The organism is Erwinia sp. E602 (genome assembly GCF_018141005.1).
Taxonomy (GTDB): Bacteria; Pseudomonadota; Gammaproteobacteria; order Enterobacterales; family Enterobacteriaceae; genus Erwinia.
The window spans coordinates 3095503-3115847 of sequence record NZ_CP046582.1 but is presented as its reverse complement, the minus strand read 5'-3'; the positions used below and the strand labels follow the sequence as shown (position 1 = coordinate 3115847).

Annotated in this window: 25 protein-coding genes and 1 pseudogene; 10 read left to right on the top strand and 16 right to left on the bottom strand. The window is 52.8% G+C overall.

Annotated elements, in window-relative coordinates:
• Nucleotides 1-3: 3 nt before the first annotated feature.
• The 8 genes from GKQ23_RS23950 to GKQ23_RS15815 all read right to left on the bottom strand — a co-directional run bounded on the left by GKQ23_RS23950 (nucleotide 4) and on the right by GKQ23_RS15815 (nucleotide 4970).
• Nucleotides 4-399, bottom strand: coding sequence for a DUF2570 domain-containing protein (locus GKQ23_RS23950; protein WP_249168419.1), 396 nt, complete (start codon nucleotides 397-399; stop codon nucleotides 4-6).
• Nucleotides 396-947 carry a lysozyme gene (locus tag GKQ23_RS15845; RefSeq protein WP_212408822.1) on the bottom strand — a complete coding sequence of 184 codons (552 nt, stop codon included), beginning with the start codon at nucleotides 945-947 and terminating at the stop codon, nucleotides 396-398. The genes GKQ23_RS23950 and GKQ23_RS15845 overlap by 4 nt, the downstream gene beginning before the upstream one ends.
• On the bottom strand, nucleotides 944-1225 hold the full coding sequence (locus tag GKQ23_RS15840; RefSeq protein ID WP_212408821.1) for a hypothetical protein: 282 nt from the start codon (nucleotides 1223-1225) through the stop codon (nucleotides 944-946). Before GKQ23_RS15840 ends, GKQ23_RS15845 begins: the two co-directional genes overlap by 4 nt.
• Entirely contained in the window at nucleotides 1216-1416 is a 201-nt protein-coding gene (locus GKQ23_RS15835) for a tail protein X (RefSeq protein ID WP_212408819.1), read from the bottom strand. Before GKQ23_RS15835 ends, GKQ23_RS15840 begins: the two co-directional genes overlap by 10 nt.
• Nucleotides 1416-1913: a head completion/stabilization protein gene (locus GKQ23_RS15830; RefSeq protein ID WP_212408818.1), complete on the bottom strand. Its 498-nt coding sequence runs from the start codon at nucleotides 1911-1913 to the stop codon at nucleotides 1416-1418. The genes GKQ23_RS15835 and GKQ23_RS15830 overlap by 1 nt, the downstream gene beginning before the upstream one ends.
• Before the next feature lie 101 nt (nucleotides 1914-2014).
• Nucleotides 2015-3025: a phage terminase small subunit gene (gpM, locus tag GKQ23_RS15825; RefSeq protein ID WP_212408816.1), complete on the bottom strand. Its 1011-nt coding sequence runs from the start codon at nucleotides 3023-3025 to the stop codon at nucleotides 2015-2017.
• A 47-nt stretch (nucleotides 3026-3072) separates the two neighbouring features.
• Nucleotides 3073-4119, bottom strand: a complete 1047-nt coding sequence (locus GKQ23_RS15820; RefSeq protein WP_212408815.1) for a phage major capsid protein, P2 family — start codon at nucleotides 4117-4119, stop codon at nucleotides 3073-3075.
• A 23-nt stretch (nucleotides 4120-4142) separates the two neighbouring features.
• Complete coding sequence (locus GKQ23_RS15815; RefSeq protein ID WP_212408814.1) at nucleotides 4143-4970, bottom strand: GPO family capsid scaffolding protein; 828 nt, start codon at nucleotides 4968-4970, stop codon at nucleotides 4143-4145.
• A 157-nt stretch (nucleotides 4971-5127) separates the two neighbouring features.
• Between GKQ23_RS15815 and GKQ23_RS15810 the strand changes: the two genes are divergently transcribed.
• The 3 genes from GKQ23_RS15810 (at nucleotide 5128) to GKQ23_RS15800 (ending at nucleotide 9230) form a co-directional block, all read left to right on the top strand.
• Nucleotides 5128-6849: a terminase large subunit domain-containing protein gene (locus tag GKQ23_RS15810; RefSeq protein WP_212408813.1), complete on the top strand. Its 1722-nt coding sequence runs from the start codon at nucleotides 5128-5130 to the stop codon at nucleotides 6847-6849.
• The gene (locus GKQ23_RS15805) at nucleotides 6849-7901 is read left to right on the top strand and encodes a phage portal protein (protein WP_212408812.1); all 1053 of its coding nucleotides are present in this window, start codon (nucleotides 6849-6851) and stop codon (nucleotides 7899-7901) included. Before GKQ23_RS15810 ends, GKQ23_RS15805 begins: the two co-directional genes overlap by 1 nt.
• 561 nt (nucleotides 7902-8462) lie before the next feature.
• Nucleotides 8463-9230 (top strand): DUF6602 domain-containing protein, encoded by a 768-nt coding sequence (locus GKQ23_RS15800; protein ID WP_212408811.1) that lies wholly within the window; start codon nucleotides 8463-8465, stop codon nucleotides 9228-9230.
• A gap of 544 nt (nucleotides 9231-9774) precedes the next feature.
• On the opposite strand, the pseudogene GKQ23_RS15795 reads toward GKQ23_RS15800, so the two are convergent.
• Nucleotides 9775-11845, bottom strand: a pseudogene (locus GKQ23_RS15795) (replication endonuclease); the annotation flags it as partial.
• 100 nt (nucleotides 11846-11945) lie between these two features.
• Between GKQ23_RS15795 and GKQ23_RS15790 the strand changes: the two are divergent.
• Entirely contained in the window at nucleotides 11946-12221 is a 276-nt protein-coding gene (locus GKQ23_RS15790; protein WP_212408810.1) for a hypothetical protein, read from the top strand.
• Between the two features lie 27 nt (nucleotides 12222-12248).
• Here the strand turns inward: GKQ23_RS15790 and GKQ23_RS15785 are convergent, their stop codons facing one another.
• The 7 genes from GKQ23_RS15785 to GKQ23_RS15755 form a co-directional block, all read right to left on the bottom strand.
• Nucleotides 12249-13124 (bottom strand): Dam family site-specific DNA-(adenine-N6)-methyltransferase, encoded by an 876-nt coding sequence (locus GKQ23_RS15785; protein ID WP_212408809.1) that lies wholly within the window; start codon nucleotides 13122-13124, stop codon nucleotides 12249-12251.
• Nucleotides 13121-13348, bottom strand: coding sequence for a TraR/DksA C4-type zinc finger protein (locus GKQ23_RS15780; protein WP_212408807.1), 228 nt, complete (start codon nucleotides 13346-13348; stop codon nucleotides 13121-13123). Before GKQ23_RS15780 ends, GKQ23_RS15785 begins: the two co-directional genes overlap by 4 nt.
• Nucleotides 13348-13581: a DUF2732 family protein gene (locus GKQ23_RS15775; protein ID WP_212408806.1), complete on the bottom strand. Its 234-nt coding sequence runs from the start codon at nucleotides 13579-13581 to the stop codon at nucleotides 13348-13350. Before GKQ23_RS15775 ends, GKQ23_RS15780 begins: the two co-directional genes overlap by 1 nt.
• 213 nt (nucleotides 13582-13794) lie before the next feature.
• Entirely contained in the window at nucleotides 13795-14064 is a 270-nt protein-coding gene (locus GKQ23_RS15770) for a hypothetical protein (RefSeq protein WP_249168418.1), read from the bottom strand.
• A complete protein-coding gene (locus GKQ23_RS15765; RefSeq protein WP_212408804.1) occupies nucleotides 14027-14257 on the bottom strand; it encodes a DUF4761 family protein in 231 nt (76 codons plus the stop codon). Before GKQ23_RS15765 ends, GKQ23_RS15770 begins: the two co-directional genes overlap by 38 nt.
• A 15-nt stretch (nucleotides 14258-14272) precedes the next feature.
• Nucleotides 14273-14476, bottom strand: coding sequence for a DNA-binding protein (locus GKQ23_RS15760; protein ID WP_212408802.1), 204 nt, complete (start codon nucleotides 14474-14476; stop codon nucleotides 14273-14275).
• A gap of 9 nt (nucleotides 14477-14485) precedes the next feature.
• Entirely contained in the window at nucleotides 14486-14677 is a 192-nt protein-coding gene (locus GKQ23_RS15755) for a hypothetical protein (protein WP_212408800.1), read from the bottom strand.
• Between the two features lie 77 nt (nucleotides 14678-14754).
• Here GKQ23_RS15755 and GKQ23_RS15750 point away from each other — a divergent pair, with 77 nt between their 5' ends.
• The 6 genes from GKQ23_RS15750 (at nucleotide 14755) to GKQ23_RS15725 (ending at nucleotide 20000) form a co-directional block, all read left to right on the top strand.
• Nucleotides 14755-15147 carry a helix-turn-helix domain-containing protein gene (locus GKQ23_RS15750; RefSeq protein ID WP_212408799.1) on the top strand — a complete coding sequence of 131 codons (393 nt, stop codon included), beginning with the start codon at nucleotides 14755-14757 and terminating at the stop codon, nucleotides 15145-15147.
• A gap of 9 nt (nucleotides 15148-15156) precedes the next feature.
• Nucleotides 15157-15786, top strand: coding sequence for a hypothetical protein (locus GKQ23_RS15745; RefSeq protein ID WP_212408797.1), 630 nt, complete (start codon nucleotides 15157-15159; stop codon nucleotides 15784-15786).
• A 31-nt stretch (nucleotides 15787-15817) separates the two neighbouring features.
• Nucleotides 15818-16555 (top strand): hypothetical protein, encoded by a 738-nt coding sequence (locus GKQ23_RS15740; protein WP_212408795.1) that lies wholly within the window; start codon nucleotides 15818-15820, stop codon nucleotides 16553-16555.
• Complete coding sequence (locus tag GKQ23_RS15735) at nucleotides 16555-17583, top strand: tyrosine-type recombinase/integrase (protein ID WP_212408793.1); 1029 nt, start codon at nucleotides 16555-16557, stop codon at nucleotides 17581-17583. The genes GKQ23_RS15740 and GKQ23_RS15735 overlap by 1 nt, the downstream gene beginning before the upstream one ends.
• Nucleotides 17584-18333: 750 nt before the next feature.
• On the top strand, nucleotides 18334-18702 hold the full coding sequence (locus GKQ23_RS15730) for a helix-turn-helix domain-containing protein (RefSeq protein ID WP_212408791.1): 369 nt from the start codon (nucleotides 18334-18336) through the stop codon (nucleotides 18700-18702).
• Nucleotides 18699-20000, top strand: coding sequence for a type II toxin-antitoxin system HipA family toxin (locus tag GKQ23_RS15725; RefSeq protein ID WP_212408789.1), 1302 nt, complete (start codon nucleotides 18699-18701; stop codon nucleotides 19998-20000). The genes GKQ23_RS15730 and GKQ23_RS15725 overlap by 4 nt, the downstream gene beginning before the upstream one ends.
• Nucleotides 20001-20345 lie beyond the last annotated feature (345 nt).

Here is a 20345-nt window from a genome sequence, read left to right as displayed (position 1 = left end):
GATTCAGTTTTTACCGTCAGGCTTTCGGGCAAAGGCTCCTGAATAATTTGCGGCGCTGACTTCTGCGGCGCGCCGGTACAGGCTGTCAGCGACAGCAGCAGGCACAGGAGCAGCGGCACACTGGTCACCGGCCAGCGCGGTTTTAATATTTTCACGGCGGGTCTCACCTGTTGCGTTGCGTTTTTGTCCCAGCGCCTTAACGCCGGCCTCAATCTCGCTGACGTCCCGGCGCAGTGCGCGTACCTCGGCCAATATGTCGCCGGTCTGTTTCAGCTCCCCGCGGGCTGTTGTCAGCTGCTTTTCAGCCGCTGCCCGCTGCTGTCGCTCCCATACCATCCCAGCGGTGGCAGCGGCCATCAGTACAAACAACACGATGCACAGCGCGCCCAGCGCCCTCATCGGGCCGCCTGCAGCGCCGGATCGGACAGGCACCACTCACGAAACTCTGCCCTGCGATTTACCAGCCCGGCCAGTTTCCGGCCGCCTGCGTTGACGAAGTCCGTCAGCCTTTCACAGACGCCCGTCCAGTTTCCCGCCTGCGCGTTGCGCCACAGGGTGGTGCGGACCTTTTTGCCCTGTTTATCCGTGTACCAGGCAAGGCCGGTGCAGCCGAGGTTAAACGCGCCGTCGGTCATGCCGTCAAAGACGCGCTGTGGGGCAGCTGACCCGTTAAACTCCCGGTCCACACACTTCTCAGCGCGCAGCAGGTCATTGCGCCAGCGCTCAGCGATCTCCGCTTCGCTGTGCAGCCTGTCCTGCACGCCGCCGGTGGATCCGATACCGACGGTAAGCACGCCCGCCGGGCAGTAATACGGGGTCTTGCGGCAGTCCTCGTATTTCGCCATCTTCTGCTGGGCCTCCGGACTGGTGCGCAGCGTCTGCGGCCACAGCGTCGAGACCAGGGCAATGATCGCGGCGGTTGAACAGGCGATGATGCGTCTTTTCATCGTGCCGCCCCCCGTATGGTGCTGATTAACTCCTTCACTTCCTGGCGGTTATCGGTATCTTCACGGACGGCAGTTATCAGTTGATTCAGCATCGCATTGGTTGTTTCATGAATCCGTGACATCCGGCGGCGATGCATCTCACCCATTACGAATGCCGCAACACCAATTACAGCGCCAATCGCGGCCAGCCAGTCCTGCTGCGTCATCATGCCGACGCCTGCCAGCATGGTTAACCACAGGTACGTCATCCAGCTCCAGATGCGGTCGATCAGTTCCATAGTTGCACCGTCTCCCTGACAGCCGGGTTGCTGACCTCGGGCAGTTCGACCAGCTGGCCGGCGTCAAGCCAGAGCTGACCGGCCAGTCCCTTATTGGCCTCCAGCGCGGCCTCAGTGACGCCCTGCGTGGTGCCGTAATGCCGCTGGCACAGCAAATCCAGCGTATCGCCCTGCAATGCCTGCACCTTCATCAGAAAGCCTCCGCAGAGTTACGCACGCTGCCCTGAATATCAGCGATAGCCCAGCGGGCATCACGCCAGTGATCGGCGGCCTGAGAGGACAGGGCGGCGGCGCGCTTCTCGCCGGCATCCCCGGTGGTGTCCACGTCGCGGAAGGTCTCGATCAGCAACGCCCTGGCGATGCTGTAGACGGCGCGGTGCCAGCGGTAGACCTTCGCGCTCTGGCCGTTAATCACCATCGCCGGCACGTCTTGCAGCTGCGCGTGACCCGCGGCCAGTTGCTCCGCCTGCCAGTCGTTGAGCTGGTCAGCAGCATGGATAACCGCCTCGGTCACCACCTGCATCAGCCGCGAGGTGGTAACCGCGCCGTTGATGCGCATTTCTTTGCGCACGTTGCTTAACAGCACCTCCGGCCAGAACGTGCCGGCGGTGACCTTTTCTCCACCGTCATCGGTGTCTGGCACATCCTCCGAAGAGGGGGCCACTTTGCGGCTGGCTACAAGACTCATGATGTCTCCTGAAAAAGGTGGCGGTGAGCGGACGGAAAAAAGCACTCGCATTGCGTTGCAGATCTCCGCCCGCGCCGCCAGCGCACAGGGCGCAAGTCGGTTTATTGTTCTTTCGGCGCAGCAGCTGCTTTGCGGGCAGCAGTCTTGCGGGCCGTGGTCTTACGGGTGGTCGCTTTTGCCGTCGTGGTTTTACGCGGTGCCCTTGCCGGTGGCTTTGTGGCCAGCACCGCCGTTTCTGACGCTGCTGCAGCGTTAGCGGCAGCATCAGCGGCAGCATCAGCGGCTGGCGTGCCTGCATCAGGTGCGCCAGCATCCGCCGTACTCCCGTCGCTTCCTGTGGGCGCTTCACCACCGGTCACCGTCGTTTGTGACGTTACTGCAGCTGCACTGCCTGCCGTGCCGGTGTCGCTGTCGCCGGGGTTGTTGCTGGCCGCGGCATCGGCGGCCGCTTTCTTCACCACCCGCGCCAGCCGGTCGATCTCTTTCTTCACCCCGGCACCCGCGTCAAGCCGCAGCGCCTGGCGCAGCAGCTCCAGCGCCTCGGCCTGCTGCGCAACGGTGCCGTTTCGCAGCGCAAACGCACGCGACTTGTGCAGCTTGGCGCGCACCACGTCCGGCATGTCCTGGCTACGGGTGATTTCCGCAACCTCATCGAGCATCGCCAGATATGGCGTGACGTCCGTGGTGTCATCGGCTTTCACCTGCACCAGAATCGGATCGCAGATTTCATCAACCAGCAGCGTGCCCGCGGTGCGGTTGAAGCGGTCAGGCATCGCCAGACCGTGGGTCACGACGTAGCGCCCGATGCGCACGGCCAGCGCGTAATCGCTGGCATCAATCGCCCAGACCATCAGCGTGGTGATCACCTCATCCTGGCGGCCGCCATCACCTTCCAGCGTTCCCTCGATCCAGCCCTCGTAATGCGGCAGCAGCTGACGTTTTAATTCGGCTTTCGCCTGGTCAGACTGCACCCGGCGCAGAGCACTCTGATCCATGCGCATCCGGTGCATAATCTGCTCATGCGCGGTGCGCGCCGTATCAGACTGCTCTTCGGTTCTGCCATGACGTTCAGCCATGACCTTCTGAAAATGTTTTTGTGCCGGTGTCAGCATGGTTCTTTCCCCGATTAGTGGCGGGCCGCAGCCCGCCCGGTGCGGTGTTACTGGCCGCCAGCGGCCTCGGCAAAGGTGATGCCGTCGATAAACGCAACGTTGCCGTAATCCTCGATCACGAAGTCATCGTTTGAGGACTGGTAGGTTGCGATGCGGTTGTACTGCGGCTCTTCGATAATCGTCCGACGCAGGCCGCCGCGCTGGTAGTACATCGACAGGTTTTTGAATGGGGTGATCAGCACGCCGTTCACCGGGAAGTACGGGGCGATAAAGGTCGGCATGTTGCCCACGCGTTCCTGCGCCACGATCAGCTGACCGGCCAGCATTTCGGTGTTCGGGTTGGTCTGACTCATGGCGTTAATGGCCGGGAAATTGCTGGTCGTCAGCAGATCGCCGGCAATAATCACCACGTTGTCCGGGTTACGCTTGTGCCATTCATCCATCAGGCTGTTTTTGGCGTCATAGACCGCCGCGCCGAGGTTGCCATAGGTGCCTTTGGCAATAACCTTGTTGTCCTCATCACGGGAAGTGACGGTGACGCCGGAGATAACGCGGTGCGGTGCCTCGTCGCGGATTTTCTGTAGCCAGCCGATACCGCAGTCCTGCAGCAGAGGATTTGCCACGCGGTTTGACGGGTCGGCGTAACTGGTGCCGTTAAAGCCGATCATGATGCGGTCAAGCGACATCTGACGGGCCATCGCGGCGCTGATCAGCGGCTGGAAGTTTGGTTGATGTGCCCAGGCATCCATCTGTTCATAGCTGATTCCGTAGTCATAGTTCACCTTGCGGCAGGTGTAGTTGTACGGCTCCAGCTGCTGGTTTTCACCAGGGTTACGGCGCGTGGTGTGGCTGTTGTTGACGCCGGCCATCGGGCCTTTGCTGCCGATCAACACCTTCTGGCCGATCTGCTGGGTAACGCCGAAGACGTTAATTTTGCTCAGCAGGGTGTCGCTTTCCTGGGCCGCGGCCTCCAGGCGCTGCTGCACGGTTGGGTCAACGGCAAACTTTGCCGCTATAGCCGCCGGCGACACGCCGTTAAGCTGCGCCTGTCGGGCGATGTACTGATCAAACAGTTGACGGGTAGTGTTTTCCATTCTCGTTACTCTCGTTGTGAATATCAGTAATCGGCCAGCTGTGCGTTGTTACCGCCCGTTGCCGCTGGTCGCTGGGTGAAGTTGCCCGGCGTCTTCTCCAGCTGCTGACGCAGCGCGGCCAGGTCACTGGTCAGCTTCTGGACTTCGGTTTTAACCTTTGCGTTATCCTGCTCAGCGGCACTGAATGCGTCGCTGATGTCAGCCTGCGACTGCGCCACAGCTTCAACAGCCTGATGCACCTGGCTGAATCGCTGGTCGTCGGTCTTCTGGCCCTTGCCGAGAATGCCCATGACGCGGGAAAACCACGCCTGACCGTTATCGCTGCGCCCCTGATTTTCCTGTGCGATTTCCACATCAAAGGACGGCGTGAAGAGGGTCGTTTCGGCGGTGGCCGAAGAGAAACGGATCACCTCAGCGCGCTTTTCAGAAGCAAATTTCAGCTTATCGGTGCCCAGGCTCGCCGGGGTGTCGGTCATCGCCAGGCCGACCAGGTAGGGGCCATTGGTCAGGGCGAAATTCGGGTGGATCTCGACGCTGGAATAAATCTTCTTGCCTTCGTCGGTCATCGTTTTCATGCGGGCAGTGGGTTCGATCTCCGCGAACAGCGCCACTTCACCGGCCAGCGCGCCCTCGGAAATATCTTCAACGGACAGCGCCACCACATCCCCCATCGCGCAGAAGGTGCTGTCCGGGATCGGCGAAAGATAGTGCTCAATGTTGACGCGGGCACCGTACACGGTCGGGTTGTAGGCCGCTGCCATCTGGCGCAGCTGGTCTGGCGTGGTCTTGCGGCCGTCAATCGTCGCGCCGCTGGTCATCACCTTGAATTTTTTACGGGTGTTCTGGGCCATGTTCATTTGCTCATGCTGTTGAGTTCGCAATGATGATGGCAGGGGCCTGGCCGCGCGCGCTATGCGTTGTTGTTGTCGCCGAACGGCCACAACCGGCAGGCAGCGAAAGCACCCGCGCGCGCGGGTTAATCTCCCCGGCAGGAAGCGAGGAGGGTAAATGGCGGTAGAAGAAGCGTTCATCATGCAGCGTGCGCGGCAGCTGTACTGGCAGGGGTATCCGCCGGCGGAGATCTCGCGCCTGATGGGTATCAACCAGAACACGATTTACTCATGGAAAAAGCGCGATGAGTGGGACACGACGCCCATTATCCAGCGCGTCACCACGTCGATTGACGCCCGGCTTATCCAGCTGACCGGCAAGGACAAAAAGAGCGGGGGTGACTTCAAAGAAATTGACCTGCTGACGCGCCAACTGAAAAAGCTGGATAACGGGACGGCGGTCACCCAGCCGAAAAAGAAGCTGCGGAAGAAGCAAAACTTTTTCTCAGATACGCAGATTGCCGCCCTGCGTAAAAACATCCTGGACTCGCTGCACTGGCATCAGAAGGGGTGGTATGAGAACCACCATCACCGCAACCGGGCGATCCTGAAAAGCCGACAGGTCGGCGCAACCTGGTATTTTGCCCGTGAGGCGCTGCTGCGGGCGCTCAGTGGCGACGTGAAGTACAAGCACCAGCTCAACCAGATATTTCTTTCGGCCAGCCGGCGCCAGGCGTATCAGTTCCGCAGCTTCATTCGCTCTGCGGCGGAAGAGGTGGACGTTGAGCTGAAAGGCGGCGACATGATCCAGCTGGCAAACGGGGCCGAGCTGCATTTCCTCGGCACCTCGGCGGCAACGGCGCAGTCCTACACCGGCAACCTGTATTTTGACGAATTTTTCTGGGTCGGGCAGTTCGCCAACCTGAAAAAAGTCGCCGGCGCGATGGCAACCCTCAAAGGGCTGACGCGTACCTACTTTTCCACGCCGTCAGCGGAAAGCCATGAGGCTTACCCGTTCTGGTCAGGTGAAGCGTTCAACAAGGGGCGCAGCAGCAAAGGACGCATTGAGTTTGATACAACCTGGAATACGCTGAACAGCGGGCTGATGTGCCCTGACCGGATCTGGCGGCAGATTGTCACGCTGCAGGATGCGGTTGATAACGGCTGGGATCTGACTGACCTGGAAGAGATCCAGCTCGAGAACAGCCCGGAAGAGTATGAGAATCTTTACAACTGCGTGTTCATCAAAAACGGTGAGACGGCGTTTGATTACAACCAGTTGCTGACCTGCGGCGCAGATGGCTTCGACGAATGGCTGGACTGGAAACCCTACGCTCTCCGCCCGATAGCGGATCGCCCGGTCTGGATTGGCTATGACCCGAACGGCTCCAGCGGTAAGGGCGACAGCGGGGCGATTTCGGTAAATGCGGTGCCACTGGTGCCCGGCGGCAAGTTCCGCACCATTGAAACCCAGCGGGTGCGCGGCATGGAGTTTGAGGCGCAGGCGCAGATGATTATCAACATGCTGACCCGCTATAACGTTCAGCATATCGGCATTGACGGCAGCGGCATCGGTGAGGCGGTTTACCAGCTGGTTAAGAAAAAATTCCCGGCCGCAGTCTGTTACCAGTTTTCACCGGCCAGCAAGCGGATGCTGGTACTGAAAATGCAGCAGCTGATCCGCGCCGGCCGCTGGGAGTATGACCGCGGCGAGTATGACCTTATCACCGCATTCAGTGCCGTTCGTAAAGTGGTAACGCCGGGCGGCGTGATTACCTATGACACTGACCGCGCACGTGGCGTTAGCCACGGCGACCTGGCCTGGGCAACCATGCTGGCAACCATCAACGAACCACTGGGCCATGATGGCAGCGGCGGCATGACAGTAACGGAGTATTGATGAGCAGACGACACCAACCCCGCGGACGACAGCAGGCCGCCGAACAGGCTGACCTGGCCGCATCCCTCAAGTCAGCGCCCGATCTGAGCCTGTTCACATTTGACGGGCCCTGGCCGGTCTCAAATGCGCATGACCTGCTGGACAGCATGTACTGTGCGAACAACGGGCGGTATTACGAGACGCCGATCAGCTGGTACGGCCTGGCCCGGCAGTTCGGCCACGCCAGCTGGCACCAGTCGGCGATTATCTTCAAACGCAACGTGCTGGCCGGCTGCTTTATCCCGCACCGGCTTCTGTCGCGTCAGGCGTTCTCCGCCTTTGCAATGGACTGGTTTGTTTTCGGAAATGCCTACCTGGAGTTGCAAAAGAACCGGATTAACGGGCCGCTGGGCTTTAAGCACTCGCTGGCGAAGTACACCCGCCGCGGCTCCGATCTCGACACCTACTGGTTTTTGCAGACCGGCCTGGCCGATCACCATTTTGAAACCGGCGCGGTGTGCCACGTCATCAATCCCGATATCCACCAGGATATTTACGGTATGCCGGAATACTTCGCCGGCCTGCTGTCAGCAAGCCTGTCGCACTCCGCCGATAAGTTCCGCAAGCTGTACTACGACAATGGCTCTCACGCGGGCTGCATCGTCTATGTGAACAGTGCAATTTCGGATCAGGAGAGTCTCGACAAGCTGAAACAGACGCTGACCGATACGCGGCGGGGCGGGGCGTTTAAAAACATCCTGCTGCATGCCCCGAACGGGGGTAAGGACTCTGTGCAGATCCTGCCGTTCAGCCAGATCTCGGCGAAGGATGAGTTTATCGGCGTGAAGTCATCAACGCGCGATGACATCCTGGCGGCACACCGTGTCCCGCCGCAGCTGATGGGCGCGATCCCGGAGGGTAACGGCTCGTTTGGTGATGTTGAAAAGGCGGCCCGGGTCTTTGCCATTAACGAGCTGACGCCGGTGATGGAAACCATGAAGCATGTAAACGACTGGCTGGGCGAAGAGGTGATCCGCTTTAACCCTTACGCGCTGCTGGAAGCGCAGGCGTAACACTCCGGTACCGCACCGCCATTCCCGGCGGTGCTGCAGCACCATCATAGCCGGCTGCACAGCACTCGCTCCCGCTATCAGACCCCACACCAAACGCCGCCAGCGCCACGCTGGCGCGTTTTGCCGTGCCCGGTCGCCGGAATGCGCTGTTGCAGCCAGAAGCCAGTACGTTGATTCTGGCGAAGCCTGACCCCCTCCCACACCCCAAAGCGCGGGCTTGCTCCCCCGCCTCGCCCGCACCTGAAACGTGCCTCTTTTTGTGCAGCCCTCAAAACCTAGCGGAGCGCCGCCAGCACTGGCAAGGAGGGGGATAGAAAATAGTTGATAAATTGTGCAGAATTGTGCATTTTCATGCATAAAAATAGTTCTATATACTCAAAACGATAGTGTGTTTTTTTGACCTGATTTGGTTAAGTTAAGTCAGGGGGGAAATGTCAGGGAAAGTTAAAAAAATGGAAGAATTTCGCTGTTCTCTAAATGTAATTTATGTATTGAATATGGCTAATTATCAAAATTTTTAATCTGGTGGTTAATTTATTTCATGCAAGTGACGGAGGTTTTATGGCTAGTAAAATGCTTGAGCAGAAATTGAAATCAGTATTGGCTATGTTGAATGCTAACTACGAAGCGAATCAGTATTCGGCGTCAGCTGTGAAAGGTTTGGCAAGAAGTGAATTTATTAATAACTTCCTTAAGAGTTCTGTGCCACAAGGTCTAAGGATCAGTACATCTGGAGAAATAATCGATAGCTACAATAATCAGACTGGTGAGCTTGATATTGTTTTGGAGAATGGTTATTTTCCAAACATCCCCACTTTAAATACGGACTCTTCACGACTTTTTTTTGCAGAGGGAGTCGCAGCTGTAGTTGAAGTAAAATCAAACTTACAGGGTCAATGGAATGAAGCTGTTGATACAGGAAGAAAACTTCAATCTATAAGAAGAGAGTTTGGCAGTACTAGTGTTTCAGCTCATGGGGTTTCTAACTTGATGATACTAGATGTTACTGTTAATGACCCAACATTACCTAAAATACCTATGCCTCCCGAAATGATGATGCTTAAGAAAACCCCATATTTTGTAGTTGGATATAAAGGATGGAATACCAATAAAACATTACTTGAAAAACTTAGAGAAAATGAGGATGTTATAACGGGTGTATTGCAATTGGATAGGGGGGTTTTTTATACCAATGATAGTTTCTCAGGGATTTCAGCTACAGGGCCTTTATGTCTGTTAGGTTTTTTGCATGCTATATATCAGTCTTATTCATTTATTAAAAGCACTAATGCTAATCTTCTGAACTATGGTATGTCGCGGCAGGTTTGAAATTAAATTAAGGCATTGTTTATATAATGCCTTAATTAGATAAAACGTAGAGTGAGAGGTTTATTAAGTCAACAGTTGTGTGAGTTTCTGTTTTTTATCTGGATTTTTTTTCTTAAACGCCTTAGGTTGTCAACCCTCGACAACAGTTCCTTTGTCTTTTCTTTGTTACCATTTGTATTTATAAGGTTCATGTCTTTAGTTGCATAGATTACACCGTCATTTCTTGAGAAGTATCTTATTCCTTTCAAGTAAATTTCTCCACCTGCAGAGATATATCTGGCAATTAGAGTTAGATTGTTTGATTTCCAGCCTAGTGATTGAACAAAATCATAAACTTCGGCCACTTTCTGGCTGTCCTCTGGTGAATAGACCGCTTTCTTCGCTGGTTTTGGCTTGGCACTTTCGCTGCGGACCCGCCGGAGGATGTCTCGACGTTCCTGCTGGGTCATTTTCGTCAGATCAGAAGGCCAGACTTCAGCAGCTGCCCCCCCCATTTCTGACAGATCGCTGTGGATAACCGTCCCGGTTCTGCTGGTTTTTTGTTCTGGGGGACAGTTATTGCCACGAGTCCAAGGGGCGCAAGCGCCCTGGTCGGCTGACGCCTCCTGAACGGCAACGGCCTTACGAACCTTTTTCCACTTCACCGCGTGCGTGCAGATCCGGCCCTCGGCAAGGCGTGACCACACCCCATAGATACGGATACTGTGATCGCCGTAGGTGTTCGCCTCGTCGTTAAGCTCGTAAGCGGTGCGGATCAGATGACGGTCGCGGGGAACCAGGACGCCACCCTGTTTCATTATGTACGTGGCGAAGCAGCCGACATCAGCAGCTGCCAGAACGGCATCAAGCCGGGGGTTTTGCAGCACTGGCGCGCCTGCTTTTTTATCGGTCTGCTGCCTGCCAGCCTGGCCGGCCAGTAAACGGAGTTCGCGGTAAGCCTGGCGGCTCGGAATGCCAAAGAACCGGAACTGCTGCACGCGGTGCAGCGATGCCCAAGCGGTGACATGCTCGGCATTGTCACGCAGTGATTTACCCGTCTCTTTGCTGATCTCGTTAGCCAACCCACGACCGTCGATATTCTTGCTGATGTATTTTGCGATATAGCTTGTCGGCGTGCCTTTGCGCGGATTGATAAGCAGGGATTTAAAACGCGGCCCGGTATTTTTGCCCAGCTCTGCACGGTCTTCCCGGATAGAGAATTTACGCAGCATGGCGGTAACCGCGCGGCGGTCTTTTTTGCGCATAAAGCACAGCAGATGCCAGTGCACTGTGCCGTCATGATGCGGTTCCGCCACACGGACGCCATACCAGCGCAGACCGGCCTTGTGCATCGCTTTGCGGAAAGAGGCGAACATGCCGACCAGGTAATCGCTGCTTTCCCTGACAGTGGCGCTTTTCCATGTCGGGTTAGGTCGTCCGTTGCTCAGAGTTGCATGGAAGCGAGAAGGGCAGGTGATGGTATAAAAAACAGCACAGTCACCGCGCATTTCCGCTATCAGCTCCAGGCCCTTCACGCAGGCCATCATCTCGTTACGCCGGTGCGCCGGGTTGCTGCTGCTGGCGTTAACAACATCCTCCATGCTTAGAGTGTCGCCGTCTTCGTTTACCAGCTCATGCGCGCGGAAAAACTCCAGCGCTTTCCGTCGCTGCTCACGCTTATGGATCACAGCTTCATAACTGACATAGGGTGAAGCCTTTTTGTTGACCAGGCATACTGCACGCAATTGCTCTTCTCGCCATTCGCAGCGCATCTGCCACATCTTCCGATACCACCAGTCGGCGCAACGCATCCGCGCCACCGATCCCGGTATGAGATCGTAAGGCACCGGGTTACGTCGGCGTTTTTTACGCCTTAGCTGTTCAAAGGCTGGCGGGATAACGTCAAGCCTCATCGCTTCCGCTGCCACGCGCTCCCACACGCGCCGGATCTGCTCAGGTAATTCATTATCACCAGTGAACAGCTCGTTGCATGCTGTCTCCAGACACATATCCATGTGAGCCGCGATAAAGGTGGAAAGGCGCTTAACCTGCTCCTGGTTCATTTCCGGCAAAGTAAGCAGGCCGGCCAGTCCCGCATAGCTGGCCATAAAGCGGAAAGAGGCCGAAATCTGCGTATCGCGAACATAGTCCAGGCGCTCCAGGCAAGGCCTTATCGTTTCGCGCAGATAGCGAGAGTAAGCGCGTGGCCTGTTGAGATTGTGTAGGTAGTCGATGCGCTGCAGCAGCGGCTTACTGATAAAAGATGGCTGCGCGTGAACGTTGGAGCGGATAACCAGATCCGGGTTAAACAGCTGCTGCTCACGTGCCATGTTCGCGCGGCTGAGGATTCTGTCCTGCTCAATTTCGCGTTGAACAGGGTCACGGGCCTCAGTATTAAAATAGCGATTCCAGACCTCATCGCTCAGCGCTTCGCGACGCAGCTGTTCGTGCTCGTTATCTTTTGCATAAAGAGCGATCAGGTTTGAAAGTGCGGATTCCGGCGCAGCGTCTTCCGCTGCCAGGTAGGGGTTAATTGCCTTTTTGGGGATATTCCATGAAAAGGCTGCGGTGCGCTCTTCGCATGTGCCATGGTATGGTACTTGCGTGGCTGTAGTTACGCCTGTTTTTCTAGGCATATTAACTACATCCCTGAAAAACAATAACTTCGTTGCGCCCTTTCTTGGAGTGAATTAACAGGAACAGGGATTTCCTTTTGTATGAACTTAGGTGATAAAAATGAAAGATGTGTACATTGATGGGGTTGCAAAATCTGGTCTTGATGACGAGATTTCCCAGATAGCTAAGAAAGCTAAACGCCGCGAACTCGGTGGAGGGGAAATGGTTACCGCAATTCAAAATGAACAGGGGGAAGTTTACCGGGTTATCTGTATTGATGGACTTGGGGGCTACATGTACCTGGCGATGGAAATCACGGGCATTGGTCTTGTAGATCTGCATGCTGAAAACCTCAATCCTGGTAAATACGATTCGCTGTTTGTCTTCAAAAAATGATTTCTGGCGGCCATGTGCCGCCAGTTACTATTTGTTTTTTTCGGTATACTTTTTTGTGTATTTATCAATCATTTCATGCCTTTCAGTAACAAGTTCCGCTCCGGCTTTTGGCCCCGATACTGCGATTATCTCCTTCCCCTTTTTGCTGTCACCGGCAGCAGCAGCAACGCTACGCGATGTGGTTATGTGATTCAGTTCAAAGGTGGAATATGCCTTGCGGATAAAGTCGGTATCGCTGTTGGAAACAACTACCGGATACCCCATCGCGGCCAGTCCATTGAGTCGGACTGCCAACTCCTCCTGCTCAGGACGGTTAAAACCTTCCGTGTGGTACTGACTGAAAGTGCCGTCATATGGCGAATCGCTGTAGATCACATCACCCGGTTTCACCAGCTGCAGGGTCTCGGTGAAATCCACGCAGAGGAATTGCGCCCGAGCAGCTTTGACTGCAAAGGCACGAATCTCGTCAGCGGGAAAGATTGGCCTAGCGGTTTTCTCGTAAGGCACGTTAAATCCGCCGCGCTGGTTATAACGACATACCCCGCGGTACCCGTGGCGGTTCAGATACAAAAATACAGCGGCGCGATAAAGCAGGGGCATCCACGGCTCGTTGTTAAACTCGGCACGCATCTTGTAGTAACCGTCCTCGCTGGCATGCTGCGCGAACAGTTTCGCGGCCAGCGCGGTAAACGCGTTCTCATGCTGCTGAATCTGCTGGTACATGTTGATCAGGTCGCAGTTGATATCAGCTACGAGATAAGCCGGATAATCTGTAGCCATCATGACAGCGCATGAGCCGCCAAACGGCTCAACGAGGCGCTGGCCGACGGGAAGGTGTTTGAGCAGTTCGGTCATCACTTTTGACTTGCTGCCTACCCATTTAAGAGGGGTTTTAACGATCATGCGGCACCGCCTTTGAAGTGGATTGCGCGACGCTCGATCAGCGTCTGGCAGTGATAGCAGGTTGAAACGCCAGGAAGTGCAGCGCGGCGGGTTTGAGATATTTCTAACCCGCAAGATTCACAGTGCAATGAACTGGCTTTACTCGTTTTTTGTCTGGCAGCCATGATGTAGCGCTCAAGGGTGACAGCTGCATGTTCTTGCGCGATGTCGATTACGTCAGCCATTAGCTAAGCTCCTGAGCCTGGTTATTCATGTTTTCCGCTTCCTGCCGGAGTAGCTCGGCAGCTTCTACGTAACCCAACTGGCGGGAGTAAATATGCGCGGCGAGGCTATCCAGCCGGGCTGAATGCGTGACAGCGCGACAGCGCCGCTCGTCAAGTCTTGTGTCGGCCAGCAGGGTATTGATCCCGGCGTCATCAGCGCCTGTTTTGATACTGCGTCTTTCGATATTTCGCACGTAGGTATCTCCTGATTTTTGGCAATAAAAATCCCGGCGAATAAATCGCCTCTTTGTTTCCACTGAATTATTAACTTGTTGGGTAATAGGTGGCTGCCTGCTCTATTGCAGCCCATTTTTTTATAAGGACGCGACCAGAAGCCAACCTATTTAATGAAGCACTAATTAATGCGTCAGTAGATAGGGCCGGTCTAAACCGGCAGAGGGGCAGGTTTATAGCGTTCCAGCGCAAGGTATTTCACCAGCGTTACATTTACTGATGATGGTTTCCAGCTGATCAGCACTTTCATCATCGCCTGCTGCTCGGGCCACGCTTAGTAGCCCCTCCATGCCAATACTCAGCCGAAAAGCATAATCATTCTGAGAAATTACACGCACTGCATCAGCAACTGCTGAGGCGCTGCGCATGTTTTCAAATTTTGAGTGATACTGATGAAGCAAATCTTTAGCGAGAATAGTGTAAACCTGTTTCATTTTTTCCATCCCCGATCATTTTATCTACGGTACACATCGCTTCGGCCAAAGCGAAATCACGGCCAAAGTAATTACCATCACTCAATAGCTGGTAAGAGGTTAATTCTGTCTTACTATTTCGCGGGCACTTGTGAATTGTGAATCCGCGATAAACAAAAGTGTGTTTTGAAAGCTGAACCAGTGCTCGTTGGCGGTTATTCATTGCCGCTTTCCTTTTCTAGCTATTAGCTATGGCATCTTTGAGCATTGCGACGAGGTTTACTTCCACCTTGTCTTTTGCCCTGATCTTGGGACGAATGATGATTCTGCCGTCACGCACCATGCGTTCGCAGGTACGCAAAGGGATTTGCACCATTTCGGCATAACATTTCAGAGAAACATAAGGGGTCGACATGGTCATGTTAATAATCACGTTGCTCATCAGGTTCCCTTACTTAGAGGTGAAGCATTCGAGGCCACGCAGGAAGATCAGGCGGGCCATGCTTGAACTGGAACGACTTTCACGATCCGCGATGGCATCCAGTTCTGCGCGTTCCTCTTCCGATAAGCGCATTGGGATGGGGTTTTTTGCGGCGATCCCCCGGGGCAAACGTGAGCGTGGCTCATGGAGTTCTTGTTTCATAGTGGTATATTGTGATCTGCTAAGAGTCTGTGGAAATCATTCTGGTACGAAAAAACGTACCAGTCAAGAGAAAAGGTATGAAAGTAGATATCGGAATTCGATTGAGAGAGGAACGTGAGCGTTTGGGATTCAGTCAGGTTGCTATGGGTGACTTGGGTGGCGTCAGAAAACAAACCCAGCTCAAGTACGAGAAAGGCGACAACAGTCCTGATGCGACATACTTAGCCATGTTGTCAAAATTTGGCTTAGATGTTCTGTACGTAGTTACAGGTATCCGTTCTGCAGAGGGGTTAAAAACTGATGAGCAGGAGCTTTTAGGCTGCTATCGAGTAGCACCCCTCGCCGTCAAAGCTGCGGCATTAGCAGCGCTTACCGCTGGAAGTTCGGTCACTGAATCAAGAGCAATCAATGTTTCCGGGGGGAGCGGTAACCGGATTGCTGGCAGGGACTATAACGAAAATAAGTCGTAAGGATGCTGTATGACGCTTAACTCCTCGGGAGATAGAAACCGCCTTAGTGGCCGAGACTTCAATGAAAACAATATTCAGATAGGGCGGTATGACGGAACTCACACCGTAAACATCGCAATACCTTCTGAAAGAATCAATGACCGCCCGTTAGTAAAGGCTCAAAGGAAAGAGCTTAATGCTCTCGTTGTCTCAATTTCGGCAAATGGCGGTTTGGAGTCTTATGAAATCTGGCAAAAAGTACATGCGGAGATAGGCGTTTCAAGTATTGAAGAGATGACGGTCAACCAGTACCAGACCGCAATTAGTTTTCTACAAGCATTTGCTGACAGGGATAAAGACAAAGATGCGAGTCGTATTCTTGTTAGTCTCCTTCTTCGCAACAGCAAAAGTAATGATGTTCGTCAACGCTTGATAAGGTATTGTCATGTCAGTTTTGGCACGGGACGATTGAATGATTTGAATCGTTCTCAACTTCAATTGGCACTTTCTTGGTTGGATCAACAGACTCATGAGATGAATAAACCTTCTTTAGATTCTATTGCAACATCGCGTGATTGGATAAGCTTTTTCCGAGTGCATAAAGTAGAAATTAGTATTGTATTTTTTTTGGGTTTCATTTTAGGTGCTTTTATTTTTTAATAAAAACTTACGATAAAATTTAGAGGGTGTTATGGAAAATATTCTTATCTTTGCTTCTTCCTTGTCTGTTCTTGCTTTTTGGATTGGCCTTATTAAACCTACCTGGGTAGGAATGCCGAACCGAAAGCGTTCATCTCTTATATATTTCTCTTTAAGCATAGTGCTGGCTGTCGTCACCAATTACTTGTTCCCGACAAAAAAGTCTGCGGAAGAAGTTGCTGCGGCAGCTGAAAGGTCAGCACAGTCTGCTCGTGAGGCGAAGGCATTCAAGCACTCAACTGTGACCCTCTCTAAATATCAGTCTAAGCCACAAGCAGAGCGGCGTGACATCGTCAGCAGTTTTCTAATTTCAGAGGATATACCTGAGTCAACACTATCCAAGTTTTATAATTGCTTAAGTGAATACTCAGCTACAAAAAGCGATGGTCTTCAAATTGGATTGGTTCTGGATTGGTGTAAAAAAGAGTATGTAAAAGACCCCAGTTCTCTTGATGCCAGGATGAATTTTGATAATTTTTTTGATAATTTCAGCCGTTGGGATGGATCTTACACCCCCTTAGTTACTGTAATAAAATCTGGGATGAACGATGAGGATTCTTACAAGCACGTAAAAACCTCATATAGATTGATTATGAATGATAAGCCTCATGCGTTTGTGACAACTATTTTTTCTGGTACTAATGCTTTTGGTGGGCGAGTTAAAAATACAATCATTGCAGATGTTGATATAAAAACGGGAAGGATAATCGATATTTTAGGTGATAACTGATGACGGTCAGAAAGCTCTCGTCAGGTAAATGGCTTTGCGAATGTTACCCATATGGGGCATCAGGTCGCCGTGAGCGTAAGCAATTTGCAACTAAGGGTGAGGCGCTCTCGTATGAGCGTCGCCTTGTTGGTCGTGCCAATGAAGCAGGTGTAACGGGCAGCACGCAAACACTGTCAGAGCTGGTTTCGCGTTGGTATGAAATGCACGGAAAATCACTGACATCAGGTTCAGAAAGAAAAGCCAAGCTGGACGCCATTTGCCAGCGGCTGAACGATCCGCTCGTTGATACCTTCGACAAAAATATGTTCGCCGTTTACCGTGAAAGGCGACTCCGCGGTGACTGGAACCCCAAAGGTAAAAAACAGCTCAAGGAGGCCACAGTAAACCGTGAGTATTCGTATCTGCACGCTGTCTTCAATGAACTGAAACGAATGGGGGAGTGGGCGAGAGAAAACCCGCTTGATGGTATCCGGCAGTTCCGTGAAGGTGATCAGGAACTGGCATTTTTATACGAAGATGAGATTAAGCGTCTGCTTTCTTCATGTGATGAGTCTGCGAATCCAGATCTCGGGGCGGTTGTGCGTATTTGCCTGGCAACAGGTGCGCGCTGGAGTGAGGCACAGGATCTGCGGCAGTCACAGGTAATGCCTGGCCGGGTTACCTTCACTCAGACGAAAAGCAAAAAGAACCGCACCATACCCATATCTAAAAAGGTGCAGGAACTTTTGCCCAAAAAGCGAGGCAACCTCTTTTCACCTTGTTATGAGGCTTTCGCATCCGCCCTGAAACGAGCTGGTATAGAGCTGCCAGCAGGCCAGCGCACTCATGTCTTGCGCCATACATTTGCCAGCCACTTTATGATGCGCGGTGGCAACATTCTGGTACTGCAGCAGATCCTGGGGCACAGCACGATTACCATGACAATGAGGTATGCGCACTTTGCGCCAGAGCACCTGGAAGCAGCGGTCAACCTCAACCCATTCGACAGCCTGGCTACTGCACCAGATCGGGCAGCAGAAGAGGCTTAAATGATGGCGATGAATATCGCATGCGCGAGAAAATGAGCAACCATGACATAAGAATTTAATGATAACTATCATAAGCTTATGATTTATAAAGGTGCTAAGTAGTTTTTAAAATCCCTCGGCTTATGGCTGTGTGGGTTCAAGTCCCACTCTGGGCACCATCTTCGTACTACCGATAAAAAAGAATAAAATCAAAGCAGTATGCAGTAATGTCGTAACCGCCCAAGGGCGGTTTTTTTGTTTCTCACCCTCATTTCACCCTACTACGCCATACTCTTTCGCCATTCACTTGCCTTTCATAATATCAGTTCAGAATATGATTCTGCTTGCTTCCATCATCCCCCTGGGAAAGCTCAATATAGCTTCTTAGCTTCTTAGCTTCTTAGCTTCTTAGCTTCTTAGCTTCTTAGCTTCTTAGCTTCTTAGCTTCTTAGCCACGTTACTCGTCTCTGCTCCAGATAACTGCCTGTGACCACATCTATCGCTATGATCCTTTAAGCCGCGCAGGTCGCAGATACGCACGCATAAAGTAACTTCGTACCAGACCAGACCAGACCAGACCAGACCAGACCAGACCAGACCAGACCAGACCAGACCAGACCAGACCAGACCAGGACCCGGAAACAACTAACATGCAGAAGGTTATTTATCACTAATGGAATTAAGCACTCTGATTGGAGCTGTTATTTAATATAAACACTCCTATTAAAACCATTATTGAAAGTTCAGTCATCACCTGCAATAATCACTCTCATGAAAACAGAAAAAAACGCTAAGCACTCTGATGGGAATGATAAAGTAACCTCACCGTTGCCACTGCCCGTTGAGCGAGCCATAATCAAGCTTGGTCACGATATTTCGCTGGCGCGCAGGCGTCGGCGGATTTCGCAGGCTTCGCTTGCCGAGCGGATGGGTGCGTCACTGTCCACCGTCCGGCGGATGGAAAAAGGTGATGTACGGGTGCCGATCCACTTCATTGCCCGCGCTCTTCACGTGTTTGGCGAGATACAGTCGTTGGCTGAACTACTGGATACAGCACGCGACGATATTGGCCTGACCTTGATGGACCAACAGTTGCCCAAAAGGGTTCGTAACAAAACACCAGGGACGGGAGCATTATGAAATCTTTGACCGCAGTGCGTCAGCAGGTTCAGGTCTGCATCGGCAAGACCGGCACCCCAGTCGGTCAAATGGTCTATGTACGGCAGGGTCGCCGTGAAAACAGTACGTTTGCCTATGATCAGGAATGGCTGGTCAATCCTGAAGGATTTAATGTGTCTGCCGACCTTGGGTTTATTTACGGTTATCAGCCGCACAGGGCGGCATCAGCCCATGACTCAGTTTTTCACTTTGCCCTTGCGGATACCGCACCTGATGCCTGGGGACGGCGGGTGATCGCCCGCGATCATGCTAAACGGCGTAAAGAGAATGCAACGCTTGCACCGCTAACCGAGGTGGATTATCTGCTGGCGGTTGATGATTTTAGCCGGGTCGGTGCGTTACGCCTGCGGGATCAGAACGGCCATTACTGCAGAACGGCCGGTGAAGGCCGGCGCAGTACGCCGCCGATCGTAGAGCTGCAGCGTATCTATCAGGCCAGCCAGGCGGTAGAGCAGGGGCGTGAGAGCAATGAAGATCTGCGTTATCTGCAGGGCAAAGGCACTTCTCTGGGCGGTATGCGGCCTAAAAGTACCATCATCGACGAAGATGGCGCCTTGGCGATCGGTAAATTTCCCAGCACTGGCGATACGCGCAGCGTTACACGTGGAGAGGTGCTGGCTCTGCGTCTGGCCAAGCGCGCCGGGATAAATGCGGCGATGGCTCGTATTGTCGATCTGGGCGGTGTGCCTGTTGCGGTGATCCGCCGTTTCGATCGTGACGCGGTTGACGGACGCATCCCCTATCAGTCAGCCGCCTCCCTGCTGCAGGCTTCTCGCGAAGAGGAGCGCAGCTATACCGAAATTGCCGATATGATCCGTTCAGTGGGCTATTCGCCTACCGCCGATCTCCAGCAACTGTGGCGTCGGTTGGTATTTAATCTCTTAATCACCAATGTGGACGATCACTTACAGAATCATGGTTTTCTACATGTAGAAAAAGGGCTCTGGCGGCTGTCACCGGCCTTCGATATTAATCCATTTCCGGACAAGGAGCAGGAGTCGAAAACCTGGTTGTCAGAGGAAGATGGTCCTGTAACCGACATTGATATGTTACTGGCTCGAAGCGCTTATTTTTCATTGAGCAGAAGAGATGCACTTAACGTGCTAGCTGAAGTGGTTAAGGCTGTAGAGCAGTGGCGGCAGATTGCTCTAAGCCCCGATGTCGGCTTACGGCCTGATGAGCTGGACGATTTTGTACTCGCCTTCGAACATCAACAGCTGTCGCTGGCGAGGCAGCTTATCGCGCGGGCAGCACCCTGAAAATAATTACCCACCCTGAGTACCATTAACTACAAAGTTAAGCTGTTGAATATTTTTTGTAAAAAGCGTATGGTAATATTGGTTTTTTATTTTATCAATAAATCGCTTTTTTGCCAAAAAATAATCTAGTGACTATTTACCTACCATAGATCAGGTTTTGGACGGATTTTATTGGTTTTTACTTGTTCACTTGTTCACTTGTTCACTTGTTTACTTGTTTACTTGTTTACTTGTTTACTTGTTTACTTGTTTACTTGTTTACTTGTTTACTTGTTTACTTGTTTACTTGTTTACTTGTTTACTTGTTTACTTGTTTACTTGTGTTGTGTGAATTTTATTTAATAA